Below are 15,860 nucleotides of genomic sequence, written 5' to 3'. Positions count from 1 at the left end.
TATTATTGCTTGTGGGGGCGTGACTACGAAGTCATAAATGACTTCTGTCACGTTCCTTTTTTACGCAAAAAAATCACCGCCCTGAGCAGGCGGTGATTGGCATAAGAGAGAAAGAGAATTGATTAGAAGGTAAATTCTTTAAATACCTTGTATCTTTATAGTAGTGCATCATGTAAGCGATGTCAACTTTATTTTAAAATAAAGCGGCCACTTTTTTGGTGACCACTTTAGTCAACATTACTTGCCAGATGGCAAAACGTTAAGGACGTAGAGCATCACGATAAAGACCACGAACAGGCACCACATAACCGCATTGACATCCTTACGACGCCCACAGGCGATCATCATCAATGGATAAGTCAGGAAGCCAAAAGCAAAACCATATGAAATGTTATATGTCAGTGGCATACCGATAATCGTCAAGAAACAAGGCATGGCAATTTCAAATTTATCCCAGTGGATGTCCTTCATAGCAGAAACCATGAGAACACCAACGATGATCAGTGCCGGTGCGGTCACTTGATCCGTAACAACGGTCAGTAACGGTGAAAAGATCATACTAAACAGGAACAGAATCGCAACAACCAAGGCGGTTAAACCAGTTCGACCACCCATCGCAATTCCGGCAGATGATTCAACGTAGCAAGACGTTGGCGTAGTCCCCAAAACTGACCCACCGAGCATTGAGAGAGAATCCGCCATCAAGGCCTGACCAATTCGTGGCAGGCGGTCATTTTTCATCAAACCAGCTTGCTGGGCCAAACCAACCAGGGTACCAGCAGTATCGAAAAAGGCAACCAGCAAGAAGATCAAAACAACGGCCCACATCTGCGGATCCTTCATGGATGGCAGGTATTTGATACCAACAGCAAATGTTGGTTTTAAGCTTGGTGCCACACTGATAATGTGACTTGGCATCTTAATCAAGCCAGTCAACAAACCGATAATCGTTGAGGCAACCATTCCATAAAAAATTGCCCCTGGCACCTTGCGAGCCATCAGGATACCAATAAAGAAGATTCCAAAGATAGTCAGCCAAGTGCTTGGTACTTCCAGTGAGCCAAGGGTGACCAAAGAAGACTTACTGTTCACAACAAGTCCTCCACCCTGCAGACCAACAAAGGCAATGAAGATCCCAATTCCTGAAGCCATCGCCAATTTCAGATCATGTGGAATCGCGTTAATCACGATTTCCCGAACTTTCATAAACGAGAGAATCGTAAACAAAACTGAGGCCACGAAAACGCCTGCCATGGCCTTTTGCCACGGAATACCCATTGCTAAAACAACTGAATATGTGAAGAAGGCGTTGTCCCCTAGACCCGGGGCAATTGCCATCGGGTAGTTAGCCAAAAAAGCCATTAACAAACAGCCGATGATTGCTGACAGTGCCGTTGCGGTAAAGACAGCACCCTTGTTCATCCCCGTTGATCCTAAAACAGATGGGTTAACGAAGAGGATGTAAGCCATTGAAACAAAAGTAGTCAGACCGGCAATTGATTCACGTTTAACGCTTGTTTTGTGTTCGGTTAAATGGAACTGCCGATCTAGCCAACCCGTACTGGTTGGATTTTGCATAATCAAAACTCCTTCAATCTAAATAATAATTGCGTTAAAGTAATAATCGCACAATTGCCTTGCTATTTCAAGATAATCTTCGGAATTTAAGACGATAATTTGTTAAATTGTTTTCTTTTACTGTGCAAAATCCGAATATTAAAAAAGCACAAAGGATTTCTCCTTCGTGCAAATTAATAAGTTTAGCGAACTTTGATTGAAGAACCAGGTAATAAGCTAGCTGGCGGTGCCAAGCGATTCGGTTTCTGGCCCCACAAAAACTGCCCAATTTGCTGGTAGACTAAAGGGCTCTTTCGTAATCCACTGTGCTTAAACTCGACCCCAGTACACTTGACATTCTTAATCTTCAGTAATTGTCTTCGCAGAATATAGTTGAGACTTAGCGCGGACTGAGTTGTCACGGTCCCATCCGATGCCGTCCCGTCATTGACATCACCATAGATATTTAAGACTTGGATATCTTTAGGAAAATAGCGTCCTTCTTTAACTAAGGTATTAAAAGCTGGATACTGGTAATCCCGCGGATAAGCATAGTTAGGCTTATAGTGGTGATTAAGTTGGACCGCGTGAGGGAAATCATTTTCGTGTAACAGGCCGTTATAAGTACCAGCAATCGAGACAAATTTTTCCATAATCGGTAAGTCTTTATGATGCAGCATTTCAGTCTGAAGCAGTGTGACACAACCAGCCGAATGCCCAACAGCATAAAAACGACTAACACCGTCTTCTGTCTTAATATAGTGCAGCGCCTTAGTCAGCCAAACGTTGTCCTGGGGGATTGAGGCATTCCTGTTAACAAAATTAATTTGAATCAGCGGATGATCAATCTCCTGGTACTGTCCTTCAACCTGCAAAGTTCCATCTGGCCAAACATTGATCGTTTGAACCCGCTGGGCGCCATAATAATACTGGCTAAAATAGGTGATCATCCCGTTAGTAGAACGCGGTGAACCCTTCAGGCCATGCACAAATACCGTGGGAATCGGGGAGCTATCACGATTAGGCCGATAGCTTGCCAACGCATTACTGGCCATAATAACTAGGCTGCTAAATAACAAGACGGTCGCACCAATGACGACCGTCAAGAATGTGAGATATCTTTTCACGTTGCACCTTATTGAACAGTAACCGACTTAGCCAAATTACGTGGCTTATCGACGTCAAGGCCCTTGCCAAGGCTAGTGTAGTATGCCAGCAATTGTGCTGGAACTATACTGATAATTGGAGTCAGCAGCTCATTAACATCTGGCAGAATGATATTGTCATCTTCTTTAGCTAGGTGACGGGAAACGATGGTCAACGTTGCCGCACCCCGTGACTGGGTTTCTTCAAGGTTGCTGCGGGTTAAACCAGCCGTCCGGTCTTGAGTAATGATACCAATAACTGGTGTCCGGTTTTCAATCAAGGCAATCGTTCCGTGCTTCAGTTCACCAGAAGCAAAACCTTCGGCTTGAACATATGAAATTTCCTTGAGCTTCAAAGCTGCTTCAAGGGCAACGCTCCAATCCACACCACGACCGATATAGAAAGCGTTGCGTGGCTTAGACAAGTATCGTGATGCAATAGAAGCAATCTTCTCTTTGCTGTCGGTAATGGCTTGAATTCCATTAGCGATGTTGCTCAGTTCTTCTTTCAATGGAAAGTCCATTGCTGCCTGCTTACCCAACTTCTGACCTAACGCCATTGCCAAAATAGCTTCAACAGCAATTTGTGCCGTATAAGCTTTAGTTGAAGCAACCGCGATCTCCGGCCCGGCATCAATCAATAACGTGAAATCCGCTTCACGAGACAAGGTGGACTGATCAACATTGGTGATGGTCAAACTTGGCCAGTGGTGTTGGTTAGTCTGAACTAAGACTTCCCGACTGTCGGCAGTTTCACCACTTTGGCTCAGGAAGATAAAGAATGGGTGATCAGAAAGCAGCGGGTGACTGTATGCAAATTCAGAGGAAATATGAACAGAAGTGTGAATTCCAGTTAATGCCTCCAAAATGCGTTGTCCTGCTAAACCAGCGTGGTAACTAGTACCAGCACCGATGATGTAGATATGATCAGATTGCATCATGGATTCCAGCAGTCCAGTGTCTACCACCGGCTTGCCATTTGGCAGGTAATGTTGGATCAATTTGCGCATGACGCTAGATTGTTCATCGATTTCCTTCAGCATGTAGAACGGATAAGTCCCCTTATCAGCCGCTGATGGGTCCATATCTACCGTAAATGGTTTCCGGTGCTTTTCGTTGCCATCAAAACTTTCAATAGCTACATGGTCGGGTTTCACGATGACCAGTTCGTGATCGTCAATTTCCATAAACTTATTGGTTTCGTCGATCATTGACATGGCATCAGAGCCAATTAAATTGTAGCCGTCAGCCAAGCCCACCAACAGCGGGCTCTTGTTTTTAGCTACATAGATCGTGTCTGGCTGTTCACGATCCATCAAAGCAAAAGCGTATGAAGAATCAGGACTGATCAACCGCAATACCTTCAGCAAAGCAGTCTTCGTGTCCATGTCATTCTTAACTACAAAGTGGTCGACTAACTGCACCACAACTTCAGTGTCAGTTTGACTCTTGAACTGAACATCCTGAAGGTATTCTTGCTTCAATTGCTTGAAGTTTTCGATCACACCATTGTGAACCAAGTAAAAACGACGATCAGAAGAGTACTGAGGGTGAGCATTAACTTCATTGGGTTCACCATGAGTTGCCCAGCGGGTGTGGCCAATTCCTGACATGCCATGAACGTCATCATTAATTGCTGCTTCAAGATTGGCGATCCGGCCCTTACGCTTGATCAAAAAATCATGACCATCCATATCGTTGACGTAGATTCCAGCTGAATCATAGCCCCGGTATTCCAATCGCTTCAAACCGTTAATTAAAATTGAAACGCTACGCTTATTACCTGTAACACCAACAATTCCGCACATTTGCTTATCCTTCACTTTCATTAAAATTGGTATAGACGAATTATAAATTGCCTCTTTTTTTAGTACCTTAAGATAATAACAATCGCGGCCACTATTGTCAATTGAGAACTCTCAATTGGTCTAGCAAGCCGCGATAGCGTTTTCAATATGATTAGCTGGGCGATTAGTCGATGCCGAACTCCCGTCTAGCCACTTCAACAATCTTCATAACATAGGTATGTACCAATTCTTTAGTAGGTGCTTCGGCCATGATCCGGATCAGAGGTTCCGTCCCGCTAGCACGAACCAGGACCCGACCATCACCGTGCATTTCATCTTCCACTTCTGCAGTGATCTTCTTTAATGCCGGATTAGCTAAAGCTGCTGCCTTATCATCAGTCTTAACGTTAACCAGTTCTTGAGGGTAATCCTTAACCGGTGCAGCTAACTCTGACAGTGGCTTCCCGCTTTCTTTAACGACTGAAAGAAGTTGGAGAGCAGTCAGCATGCCGTCACCAGTGGTGTTGTGATCAAGGAAGACAATATGGCCAGATTGTTCACCACCAAGATTATAGCCGTTCTTCAGCATCTCCTCGACAACGTAACGGTCGCCAACTTGGGTTTTAACGCTCTTCATTCCATTGGCTTCCAGAGCCTTGTACATTCCTAAGTTGGACATCACAGTAGTTACGACCGTGTCTTTCTTCAGTTTGCCCTGAGCATCCATGGCTTGGCCACAAATAAACATGATCTTATCGCCATTGACAATATTGCCATCAGCATCGACAGCAATGCAACGGTCGCCATCACCATCAAAAGCCACACCCAAGTCAGCTTTATTCTCAACGACCGCCTTTTGAAGTTTTTCAGGGTGGGTAGAACCACAATTCAAGTTAGTGTTCAAGCCATCAGGAGTGGCATTAATTGGCGTAAAGTCGACGTTAACGTCAGCAAATAGATTGTTAACAAAACCACTAGTGGCACCATTAGCAGCATCAACAACGATCTTCATTCCACTTAAGTCGGTCGAAATAGTTGATTCCAAGAAGGATACATATTTCAATGCTCCTTCACGGTAATCTTCAACTGTCCCCAAACCTTTATCGGAAGGACGTGGCAAATTATCTTCATCTGCGTCCAAAATCTTTTCGATTTCAGCTTCCAAGTCGTCAGATAATTTGAACCCATCACTCCCGAAGAACTTAATACCATTGTATTTGATCGGGTTGTGGCTAGCCGTCAACATAACCCCGGCATCTGCTTCTTGGGCCCGTACCAAGTAGGCAACGCCCGGAGTTGTGACAACGCCAAGGCGCAAAACTTCGATCCCAACAGAAAGAAGCCCAGCAATTAAAGCATTTTCCAGCATTTGGCCAGAAATCCGGGTATCACGTGAAACTAATACTTGCGGTTGTTTCCGTTCAGAATGTTCAGTTAAAACATAACCACCAGCACGGCCTAAACGGAAAGCCAATTCTGGGCTTAAATCTTCATTTGCGACACCACGAACACCATCGGTACCAAAATACTTTAAATTCATAATTAACTCCTTATTTCCGCGGGCATAAATCCCGCTATTGATTATTGATTACTGCTACTACTTGTGGCTGACGAAGTATTGGAAGAACTATTACTACTGCTACTTTCCGTTTCTTCGTTACTGCTGCTACGATTGCTTCGGCTAGAAGTACTGCTTGAATCACTATCAGAATCGGAAGAAGACGAACTCGATGACGAACTCGTTCCCGCTGAAATCGGTACGGTAACCGAAATGTAGTTAGGGCTGATGATGACATTCAAGATGTGCCCATTTTTATCTAGCGCCTGCAAAGTTACTTGGCGATGCAAGTCACTGTTAGCATTTTTCGGTACATTGACATAGGCAACAACGCGGTCAACCTTCCGCACCTCATCACGCGCTCCGCTAATCTGAACATGTGTCATCGATAAGCGTGGCGTCCCGACACGGTAATTGCCGTTGACGTTTCGCGAACTCAATCGAACCTGAACAGCTTTGGTTGCCATCGCACGGGGTTGAATGTTGACGTTAATGCTTGCCGGATCAATGGAATAACGCAATTCAGAATTTAAGCCTGATTGCTTTAATTTAACCGTATGGTGACCAATATCCAATCCTGTCAAATCAGCATACACCCGAAAATTTTGTGTATTAGAAGTGGTAGTGGCTAATGCGGACGGTCCACTAACCCGTACGCGAACATACTGGGGATAACCACTGATAACGTATTTTTGATTATTGGTCTTCAACTGCAGCGGCACTTTAATTGTGACCGACCGATTGGACATCAAAGAACTGCTTTGCCCGCTACGGGTATTTTGGCGCAGGAAACCATCCTTGCTACCGTTGACGTAGACAAACAGGAAAATTGCTAAGACCAAGGAAGCAATCCGCAAAACCCAAATGTTGCTAAAAAAGCTGTCATTGTTCTTATTACTTTTCACTGCTGTCACCTCCCCGGCCAAACAGTCGAGCAAGAAGTAATTCCCAACGGTTAGAACTGCTATTTTGTGCAGTGGATTTATACAGTTGAGCCCTCATAAACTTCAAATAATCTTTTTGGGACATATTGCGCATCAATTCATTATCTTTCGTCAGTGAAACTTCCCCAGTTTCTTCAGAGATAACAATGGTCAGGGCATCAGTCACTTCACTAATACCAACCGCTGCACGGTGACGCGTCCCTAAATCTTTGGGAATCAGCTTACTGTCTGACAAAGGCAGGTATGCGGCCGCAACTGCAAGGCGATTATCTTTGATAATAACAGCCCCATCGTGAAGTGGCGTATTGGGAATAAACGTGTTAATCAACAAAGCACCCGTGACTTCAGCGTCTAGCGGAATTCCTGTTTCAATATACTCTTCCAAACCCGTATCCATCTGAATCGTGATCAAGGCACCAATTCGTCGTTTTGACATGTATTGGATAGCTTGATCTAATTGCTGAATGAGGTTTTCAGCATCTTCATTGCCCGAATGTGTACGAGCAATGAAGGTACCACGTCCCAAATGTTCCAACCCACGACGAATTTCGGGCTGAAAAATAATCACGATGGCAATGACTCCCCAGTTAATGATCTGATCCATCACCCAGGAAACGGTACTAAGGCCGATATACCAACTAATAAGTCGGACGGCTAAAATGATCACAATCCCACGAAAAAGCTGCACTGCCCGCGTTCCACGGACTAGTAGCAGCATTTCATAAATTAGGAACCAAATGACCAGAATATCAACTAAACTGACAAGGCTATGCCACGTGAGGAGCGACGCAAGTGTTTGCATTCTTAAAATACCTCCCCTAAATTACTTCCACATTATATCATTTTCCGTGATAGCTTGAAATCCACTCAACAAACTTTGCCAATATACTGATAAAAAGCGAGCTAAGCTGATGCTTCTTCTGTTAGAATAAACCGTAGAATTTCGTGAAAGGGGAAAAGCCATGCTGCATCTTTCATACCATAATGCTGAACGATTGTTCATGATTTGCTGGATCATCTTACTAGTTTTGACGATGAAGGCGCCCTTCAATTTCATGGCCTTTAACGTTTTTCTAGCAGCGATCCCCATCGAAATCGGCTTTCAAATCCGCCGTTTTACGGACAAACGTTCACTGGCTTTCTGGGCATTACTAATTCTGTGGCTGCTTTTCTACCCCAATGCGCCATATGTCATGACCGACCTCTTTCATCTGTCCTGGTTACATCCCCACACTGCCGTTTCGGGCTTATTGCGCACCGATCCTAAAATGTGGGCTACTTTTTGTTTAATGGTGACAAGTGCTTTTGCAGCTGTATTGTTCGGCACAGTCTCATTGCTAACCGTCAGCCGTCTACTAACATTGGTCACTACTCCCAAACACCTGGGTATGCGGTATTTCTGGATCATTTTCTTTACCATCTGCTCCAGCATCGGCATTTACATCGGTCGCTTCCTGCGACTCCATTCCTTTTACCTATTGATGACGCCTAGTTGGTTTTTAAGACAGTTATTGAGTATTTTTAAACCGCAGATGTGGGACTTTGCTTTATCCATGACCATCACCCAGTTATTACTGGCCCTGCTCGTCAATTTAATCCGCAAATCAGCTCACGAATAGGAGGAACATTCCAATGATTCAAAAGGCTATTATCGCAATTTTCACCGCCATCATCGCTCTAGTTGCGACAACAAAAACTGTCAAAGCACCAGCACGCAAAAACAAAAACAAGAAAAAATGAATGAAAAAAGCTGGGAAGAGAGCGTGACAGAAGTCATTTATGACTTCGTAGTCACGCCCCCACAAGCAACAATAGGCCTCTAGCGTTCGGATTTGCCGAATGCTAGAGGCCATTGTTGTACTGTGTGTTCACTTTTTATCCATGTAATAAGAGTTATGTCACAAGCCCATTTCAAGCTTTTGATTATTTATGGTCTCGTCCGATAATCCGCACTTCCGTCTCCAGTTGAACGCCAAATTTGGCTTTAACTGTTTCTTGAACGTGTTTGATGACCGCCTGGTAATCACTGCCGGTACCACCGCCAATGTTGACGATGAAGCCCGCGTGCTTCTTCGAAACCTGCGCACCACCGACCGTGTATCCCTGCAAACCTGCATCATGAACTAGCTTCCCAGTGAAGTGCCCCTTTGGGCGTTTAAAAACGCTCCCGCAAGAAGGATATTCTAGGGGTTGCTTTGCCCGGCGACGTGCATTCAAGTCGTCCATCTTGGCCGTGATGGCTTCCTTATCACCTTTTTTCAGTGAAAAAGTTGCTTCCAAAACCACACCATGGTCATCCTGAACGGCACTGTGACGATAGCCAAAGTCTAATTGCTGATTGTTCAAGGTCTGGATCGTCCCGTCAGGTAGCATTACCTTAGCCTGACTGACAACAAACTTAGTTTCCCCACCGTAAGCACCGGCGTTCATGAAAACTGCACCACCGACACTGCCCGGGATCCCAGCTGCAAATTCAACACCCGTCAACGAATGGTCACGAGCAAACTTCGTTACGTCGATGTAGGCTGCACCAGACTGGGCAATCACGTCACAACCATCAACGCGCATGCCGTTCATCTCAGTCATGATCATCGTCAAACCGGCAATCCCGCCGTCCTTAACAATCAAATTACTAGCATTGCCCAGGTTGGTAAGCGGCAATTTATTTTGACGACAATAATCAACTAACTGTTTGACCTGGTCGACATTCTTAGGAAAAGCCACCCAGTCGCCAGGGCCACCCGTTTTGGTGTATGTGTAATTACTTAATGGTTCATCTTTTTTGATCTTGATGTCCGGAAAAAGCGTCCGCAAATCTTCTGTCATTATTGGTCCTACTTTCGCAAAATATTACTACCACATTGTAACACCACTAGCTTGGTGAAAGGTCAGATCCATCGTATAATTAAGGGAACTGATAACCAACCTTTAAGGGAGATGTCTAAATGAACTTTGTCGCAATGGATTTTGAAACCGCAGCTGGTCAACGAGACAGTGCCTGTTCACTAGCCCTTTCAATTGTTAGAAACAACCGCATCGTTGATGAATTTTACAGCCTCATCAACCCCAAAATGCCTTTTTCGTGGCGCAACATTCAAATTCACGGGATCCACGAACGTGATGTGGCAAATGCTCCCATTTTCCCGGAAGTGTGGGAACACATCAAAGAATTCTATACTCCCGACCAATTAGTCATCGCCCACAACAACCGTTTCGACAACAGTGTGCTTGCTAAAACCCTCGAGCATTACGGGATCCAGCCGCCTGCTTATCTGACCCTCGACACCGTAAAAACGAGTCGTCACTTCTTTCCTCAATTGCCCAATCACAAATTAAACACAGTTGCGGATGCCTTGCACATTGACTTGCATCACCACCATAATGCCTTGGATGACGCCCAGGCTTGTGCTGACATCCTCATTTACCAGGACCAACACTTTGGCCCCCAACAGTTAAAACCATTTATCAAATTACACGGTTAATAAAGGAGAAACTCATGATTAAAGCAGTCGCTGTCGATATTGATGGCACATTTCTGGATGATAATTACCACTATGACAAAGAATTATTCCAACGCATCTTCGCTAAAATGCAGAGTGTCGGAGCCCACTTTACTTTTGCTTCCGGCGATCAGTACGCTTTCTTGCAATCGCTGGCGCCACAATCCGCCGAGGCCATTAGCTACGTTTCCGACAACGGGGCAATGGTCGTGGACGAAGGTGGCAAGATGGTCTCTTGCGGTCAGTTTGACCCACAATTAGTGCCCCAAGTCATCGATTTCCTTCAGTCCGCTGGTCCTAATGTCGACTATGCTATTTCTGGTCCCCAATGCCTCTACGTCCCTGATACGATGTCAGATGATGTACTAAAGATGATGATTGCCCCTTACCCCAAACGTCAGGTTTTTCACGACCTGAGTGATATCAAAGGGCCAACTTTTAAAATCGTTACCCACGTACCCGAAAAAATTAAACATGATTTCTACCACCGGTTAGTCGATCACTTTGGAGATAACTTTCACGTCACCATCAGTGGCTTTGGCTGGGTCGACCTTATTATCCCCGGCTGTGACAAGGGAAGTGGCCTGCAAAAATTGCTCAAACGTTGGCACTTATCGCCAGATGAATTGGCAGTCTTTGGCGATGGCGAAAACGACTTAACGATGTTTAAGTTAGCTGGTCATGCATATGCTATGTCCAACGCTAATGACACCGTCAAAGCTGCTGCTACCGACATCGCACCAAGCAACAACGAGCAAGGTGTGTTGCAAGTAATGTCACAAATCTTTGGGGTTAAATAAGCATGAATGATTCAAACGATATCAAAATTGTGGCCGTAGATATCGATGGAACATTTTTGACCGACATGGATAAGGGTCGCACTTATAATAAAAAGCTTTTTGATCGTGTATTCAATGAGCTGCAAAGGCGGCATGTCCATTTTGTCTTCGCCAGTGGCGAGCCTTATGACAGTCTTTGTAGCATTATTCCCGATCGGATCCAGCAGATCAGCTACGTTGCCGACAATGGTGGCCGGATCGTGGACCGGGGCACTGACGTTTTTCATGGTCAATTTGCTCCCGCGACGGTCCGAAACGTTGCTCATTTCTTAGACCAACTACCGGGTGTCGTCTACACCCTCTGTGGTCTGGAATCATCATTTATTCTGCTGAACCAACCGGTTAGCTACCGTAATCGGATCCAACATTATTACCCTAACTTGACGCCGATCAATTCACTGAGGGAATTGCATGGTCCCATCTTTAAATTTGCTATGAACTGCCCACAGGACAAAACGAGGGAATATTGCCAAAAAATATTAGATCAGTTTAGCGACGTCATTTACCCGACCAGCAGCGGCTTTGGCTCAGTTGATCTAATCATCCCCGGTTTAGACAAAGCCTCAGGATTAACCAAATTAATGAAGCGGTGGGATTTGAATCCTAGTCAACTAGCAGCCTTTGGTGATGGGGGCAATGACGTCACCATGCTCCAACTAGCCAAGTACTCATATGCTATGGCTAACGCTCCCAAAGCCGTCAAACAAGTAGCTTCGCAGATCGCGCCGAGCAACAATGACCAGGGTGTACTCAAAGTATTAGCCAAACATTTTAACGTAAAAACAGAGGAGAATGACAATGATTAAAGCAGTCGCAGTCGACGTAGATGGAACATTTTTATCCGATAAAGATTTCCCCATCAAAGGACAACTTCGCAGTTATGATGCCGAATGGTTCAAACGAATCTATCAAAAGATGCAAAACCTGGGTGCCCACTTTATCATCGCCAGTGGTGACCAATACGAATACCTGCGCACGCTCATCCCAGATGAAGCGGACCACGCGGCTTTCGTAGCCGACAATGGTGGCCTGGTCGTCGACCAAAACCAGCAAGTTGATTGTGCGGAGATCACCCCAGGGATTCCACAAAAAGTGGGAGCCCTCCTTCGCAGCTTACCTGGTGCTTGTTACACCTACTGTGGTGAAGATGGCTGGTTCATCCCCGCTGACCAACCGGATGAGTTTAAGGAAAATATGAAGAACTTTTCTGTCCGGCGCCACATCATTCACAATTTTGATGAAATCACTGGTCGCCTCTTCAAGCTAGCAGTTGTGGTACCCGGCGACAAAACTTTTGAGTACCAACGGATTATCGACCAAAAGTTTGGTCAATACGTTTACCCGACCGTTAGTGGCAACGGTGCCATTGACCTGATTGTTCCAGGTATTGATAAGGCTGCTGGCCTCAAGCAGCTTCTGAAGCGCTGGCAACTTACCCCTGACCAGCTGATGGTCTTTGGCGATGGGGAAAATGACATCACGATGATGCACCTCGCTGGCCACGCTTACGCCATGGCCAATGCACCGGCTAACGTTAAACAAGAAGCTAATCATGAAGCCCCGAGCAATAACGAACAAGGGGTCCTGCAAGTGATGGCCAAAGAATTCGGTGTTCAATAGTATATACGCAAACGACCACATAGAGGCTTTCAATATACCTCCACGTGGTCGTTTTTAATTTTGATAAATCATATGTACTAGTGGTTTTTCAATCCCATTGGCCGTCCGCGTTTTTCCTCGGGACGTCGCTACAAAGCCATAGTGATGGTACAAATTGATCGCACGCTGGTTATCGGCAAATACGTCAAGAACGAGTTGGTTTAAAGAACTACCATTTTGGTACCAGTCGATCATAATGTCTAGCAATGCACTGCCGATGCCATTATGCCAGTAATCGCGTTCGACCACGACACCCAATTCACCCGTACCTTGCTGTTCGCTTTTCACCATAATCGTGCCAATGCCGATGACTCGGCCGGCATACAATGCGGCTACTACCTCGCAGTCACGACTCCGTTGAATGGTGGCCAAATTATCAGCTTCATTAGCATTCGTCAAATGGTCCAATCCGGTGACAAGAATGGCATCACTCTCTTTGCTAGCCTTACGCAGAAACTGAATGATAGCCGGTGCATCCACGGGCTGTGCTTCACGAATTTGCACATCCCCATCATTATCGCTGTCTGTGTGGTTAGCCATGTTGTACCAAATCCTTTACCAACTGCGTAAAGTGCTGACCGTGTGGTTCAAATTCCAGTACTCGCTGGCTTTCATCATCTGTCCGTTTAAAGTGAATGGCTAAGAAATCGTCAGGTAGTTCATCCGCCACGTATTCAGCCCATTCGACAACGCAGACACCATCACCATCAAAGTATTCTTCGAGACCCAGGTCATCGCCACCGCCGTGCTCCAAGCGATAAACATCCATGTGGAAGAGTGGCAATCGGCCATCCCGGTACTCCCTGATGATCGTAAAGGTCGGGCTCTTTACCAGCTCAGGAATTCCTAAGCCAGCCGCAATTCCCTTTGTAAAAGTGGTTTTACCTGCCCCCAGGTCACCATTCAAAACAATTACGTCGCCCGGCATCAAATTCGGGGCCAATCGTTTTCCCAAAGCAATCGTCTGTTCCCGACTGCTTGTTTTAATTGTTTCCACGGTTACTTTCACCTCACCAAATAATTCTTCGTCAATTTTAACATGATGAAAGGCAAAATAATAACGGGATGGACACCTGAGCATCTATCCCGTTATTGTATCTAACCTTAATCTTCGACTTGTGCCGCCGTGATCATTGCAACCTTGTATACGTCATCAGCCACGCAACCACGTGAAAGGTCAGCAATTGGCGCATTCAGTCCCTGCAGAATTGGACCAACCGCAGTAAAGCCACCCAAACGTTGGGCGATCTTGTAACCGATGTTCCCTGCTTCCAGACTCGGGAAGATGAAGACGTTGGCCTTACCAGCTACAGGTGAACCAGGAGCCTTTAACTTAGCAACTTCAGGAATCAAAGCAGCATCAAACTGCATTTCCCCATCAATCGGTACATCTGGAGCTGCCTTCTGGGCTAACTTAGTAGCTTCGGCAACCTTGGTTACCATGTCACCCTTTGCAGAGCCCTTCGTAGAGAAACTGAGCAAGGCAACATGTGGATCAATGCCAAAAAGCTTAGCAGTCTTGGCGCTTTGAACAGCTACTTCGCTCATCGTCGGCGCATCTACCTCGATGTTAATAGCGCAGTCGGCAAAGACATAGCGCTGATCACCCTTCTGCATGATGAAGGCACCGCTGATCCGGTGAATACCAGGCTTCGTTTTAACGATCTGCAAAGCCGGACGCACAGTATCCCCAGTGGCGTGAACAGCACCGGAAACCATGCCGTCAACTTTGCCCATGTAAACCAGCATCGTCCCAAAGTAGCTGACATCTTGCAGCATTTGGTCGACTTGTTCTGGCGTATTCTTGCCATGGCGACGCTCCAGCAAAGCATCGTGCATTGCCTTTTTATCAGCTTCCGGGTACTTATCTGGATCCAGCTGCTTTACCCCGCTCAAATCTAAGTCTTCTTTGTCGGCTACAGCCTGAATTTCATCTGCTTTTCCCAGCACCAGTGGTGTTAAAACACCATCCGTTGCCAAGTTGCTAGCGGCTGTCAATACCCGCGGGTCGTTGCCTTCAGGGAAGACGATAGTCCGGTTAGTACCTGCAAGTTGATCCTTCATCTGCTCAAAAATATCCATAATCTGTGCACTCCTTTAATCCTGTACTTCAACGTGGTCAGGAAGTTGCCAATCGATTGGCTGTTCCCCCATTGATTTCAGTGCTCGATTTGTTTTACTGAATGGACGCGATCCAAAGAAACCACGATGAGCCGATAACGGACTGGGGTGAGCTGATTCCAGGACAATATTGCGACTCGTATCAATCAGTGCCTTTTTATTGCGGGCTGCTCTGCCCCACAAGATAAAGACCACCGGTTGAGGACGATCCGATAGAGCTTTAATTGCGGCATCAGTCAACTTTTCCCAACCATGCCCGCGGTGGGAAAAAGCTTGACCTGCTCGCACCGTGAGAACTGAGTTTAGTAGTAAGACACCTTGATCTGCCCAATGCTTTAAATAGCCATGGTGGACAGGTGGATAGCCCAAATCGGCTTGTAATTCCTTATAGATGTTTTGCAACGATGGTGGAACCTGCACTCCAGGCAAAACCGAAAAGCTGCAACCATGCGCCTGATGTGGCTCGTGATACGGATCTTGACCCAAAATTACCACTTTAACCTTGTGATACGGTGTCCACTCAAATGCCTGAAAAATATGGTGCATCTCGGGATAAACGGTGTGATGGGAATATTCCTGTACCAAAAAGTCATGTAGTTGCGCATAGTAAGCCGATTCAAATTGCGGTTTGAGTACCGGCCACCAATCATTATTAATCAGTTCTCTCACAATTAAGCACCTCGATTTCTATTTTATCATAACTTGATCGTTTATTATCCTTATGTTTACAGAAATGGCAACGCTTTCTAC

Annotated in this window: 16 protein-coding genes; 5 read left to right on the top strand and 11 right to left on the bottom strand. The window is 45.6% G+C overall.

Annotation, left to right across the window (positions count from 1 at the left end):
- Positions 1–237: 237 nt before the first annotated feature.
- The 6 genes from AB3114_RS06385 to cdaA form a co-directional block, all read right to left on the bottom strand.
- Positions 238–1,578 carry an NCS2 family permease gene (locus AB3114_RS06385; RefSeq protein WP_367342427.1) on the bottom strand — a complete coding sequence of 447 codons (1,341 nt, stop codon included), beginning with the start codon at positions 1,576–1,578 and terminating at the stop codon, positions 238–240.
- Positions 1,579–1,760: 182 nt separating this feature from the next.
- The gene (locus AB3114_RS06380) at positions 1,761–2,663 is read right to left on the bottom strand and encodes an alpha/beta hydrolase (protein ID WP_367342426.1); all 903 of its coding nucleotides are present in this window, start codon (positions 2,661–2,663) and stop codon (positions 1,761–1,763) included.
- 29 nt (positions 2,664–2,692) lie between these two features.
- Positions 2,693–4,510: a glutamine--fructose-6-phosphate transaminase (isomerizing) gene (gene glmS, locus AB3114_RS06375; protein ID WP_367342425.1), complete on the bottom strand. Its 1,818-nt coding sequence runs from the start codon at positions 4,508–4,510 to the stop codon at positions 2,693–2,695.
- A 163-nt stretch (positions 4,511–4,673) separates the two neighbouring features.
- A complete protein-coding gene (gene glmM, locus AB3114_RS06370; protein ID WP_367342424.1) occupies positions 4,674–6,029 on the bottom strand; it encodes a phosphoglucosamine mutase in 1,356 nt (451 codons plus the stop codon).
- 41 nt (positions 6,030–6,070) lie between these two features.
- The gene (locus AB3114_RS06365) at positions 6,071–6,952 is read right to left on the bottom strand and encodes a YbbR-like domain-containing protein (RefSeq protein WP_367342423.1); all 882 of its coding nucleotides are present in this window, start codon (positions 6,950–6,952) and stop codon (positions 6,071–6,073) included.
- A complete protein-coding gene (cdaA, locus tag AB3114_RS06360) occupies positions 6,942–7,793 on the bottom strand; it encodes a diadenylate cyclase CdaA (RefSeq protein WP_367342422.1) in 852 nt (283 codons plus the stop codon). Before cdaA ends, AB3114_RS06365 begins: the two co-directional genes overlap by 11 nt.
- A gap of 160 nt (positions 7,794–7,953) precedes the next feature.
- Here cdaA and AB3114_RS06355 point away from each other — a divergent pair, with 160 nt between their 5' ends.
- A complete protein-coding gene (locus AB3114_RS06355; RefSeq protein ID WP_367342421.1) occupies positions 7,954–8,610 on the top strand; it encodes a DUF1361 domain-containing protein in 657 nt (218 codons plus the stop codon).
- A 304-nt stretch (positions 8,611–8,914) separates the two neighbouring features.
- Here the strand turns inward: AB3114_RS06355 and murB are convergent, their stop codons facing one another.
- A complete protein-coding gene (gene murB / locus AB3114_RS06350) occupies positions 8,915–9,817 on the bottom strand; it encodes a UDP-N-acetylmuramate dehydrogenase (protein ID WP_367342420.1) in 903 nt (300 codons plus the stop codon).
- Positions 9,818–9,936: 119 nt separating this feature from the next.
- On the opposite strand from murB, the gene AB3114_RS06345 reads away from it, so the two are divergent.
- From AB3114_RS06345 to AB3114_RS06330, 4 genes are read left to right on the top strand one after another with little or no spacing between them, the layout of a single operon-like run.
- Positions 9,937–10,473, top strand: coding sequence for a 3'-5' exonuclease (locus tag AB3114_RS06345; RefSeq protein WP_367342419.1), 537 nt, complete (start codon positions 9,937–9,939; stop codon positions 10,471–10,473).
- 14 nt (positions 10,474–10,487) lie between these two features.
- Entirely contained in the window at positions 10,488–11,291 is an 804-nt protein-coding gene (locus tag AB3114_RS06340; protein ID WP_367342418.1) for a Cof-type HAD-IIB family hydrolase, read from the top strand.
- Positions 11,292–11,293: 2 nt separating this feature from the next.
- On the top strand, positions 11,294–12,136 hold the full coding sequence (locus AB3114_RS06335; protein WP_367342417.1) for a Cof-type HAD-IIB family hydrolase: 843 nt from the start codon (positions 11,294–11,296) through the stop codon (positions 12,134–12,136).
- Positions 12,129–12,950: a Cof-type HAD-IIB family hydrolase gene (locus tag AB3114_RS06330; protein WP_367342416.1), complete on the top strand. Its 822-nt coding sequence runs from the start codon at positions 12,129–12,131 to the stop codon at positions 12,948–12,950. Before AB3114_RS06335 ends, AB3114_RS06330 begins: the two co-directional genes overlap by 8 nt.
- 54 nt (positions 12,951–13,004) lie before the next feature.
- Here the strand turns inward: AB3114_RS06330 and AB3114_RS06325 are convergent, their stop codons facing one another.
- The 4 genes from AB3114_RS06325 to AB3114_RS06310 form a co-directional block, all read right to left on the bottom strand.
- On the bottom strand, positions 13,005–13,529 hold the full coding sequence (locus tag AB3114_RS06325; protein ID WP_367342415.1) for an N-acetyltransferase family protein: 525 nt from the start codon (positions 13,527–13,529) through the stop codon (positions 13,005–13,007).
- A complete protein-coding gene (gene tsaE, locus AB3114_RS06320; RefSeq protein WP_367342414.1) occupies positions 13,522–13,986 on the bottom strand; it encodes a tRNA (adenosine(37)-N6)-threonylcarbamoyltransferase complex ATPase subunit type 1 TsaE in 465 nt (154 codons plus the stop codon). The genes AB3114_RS06325 and tsaE overlap by 8 nt, the downstream gene beginning before the upstream one ends.
- 107 nt (positions 13,987–14,093) lie before the next feature.
- Positions 14,094–15,071 (bottom strand): phosphate acetyltransferase, encoded by a 978-nt coding sequence (gene pta / locus AB3114_RS06315; protein WP_367342413.1) that lies wholly within the window; start codon positions 15,069–15,071, stop codon positions 14,094–14,096.
- Between the two features lie 15 nt (positions 15,072–15,086).
- The gene (locus AB3114_RS06310; protein ID WP_367342412.1) at positions 15,087–15,779 is read right to left on the bottom strand and encodes a uracil-DNA glycosylase; all 693 of its coding nucleotides are present in this window, start codon (positions 15,777–15,779) and stop codon (positions 15,087–15,089) included.
- Positions 15,780–15,860 lie beyond the last annotated feature (81 nt).

The organism is Limosilactobacillus sp., from assembly GCF_040772465.1.
Classification (GTDB): Bacteria; Bacillota; Bacilli; order Lactobacillales; family Lactobacillaceae; genus Limosilactobacillus.
The sequence above is the reverse complement of the archived record's forward strand: the minus strand, read 5'-3'. Positions and strand labels throughout refer to the sequence as shown.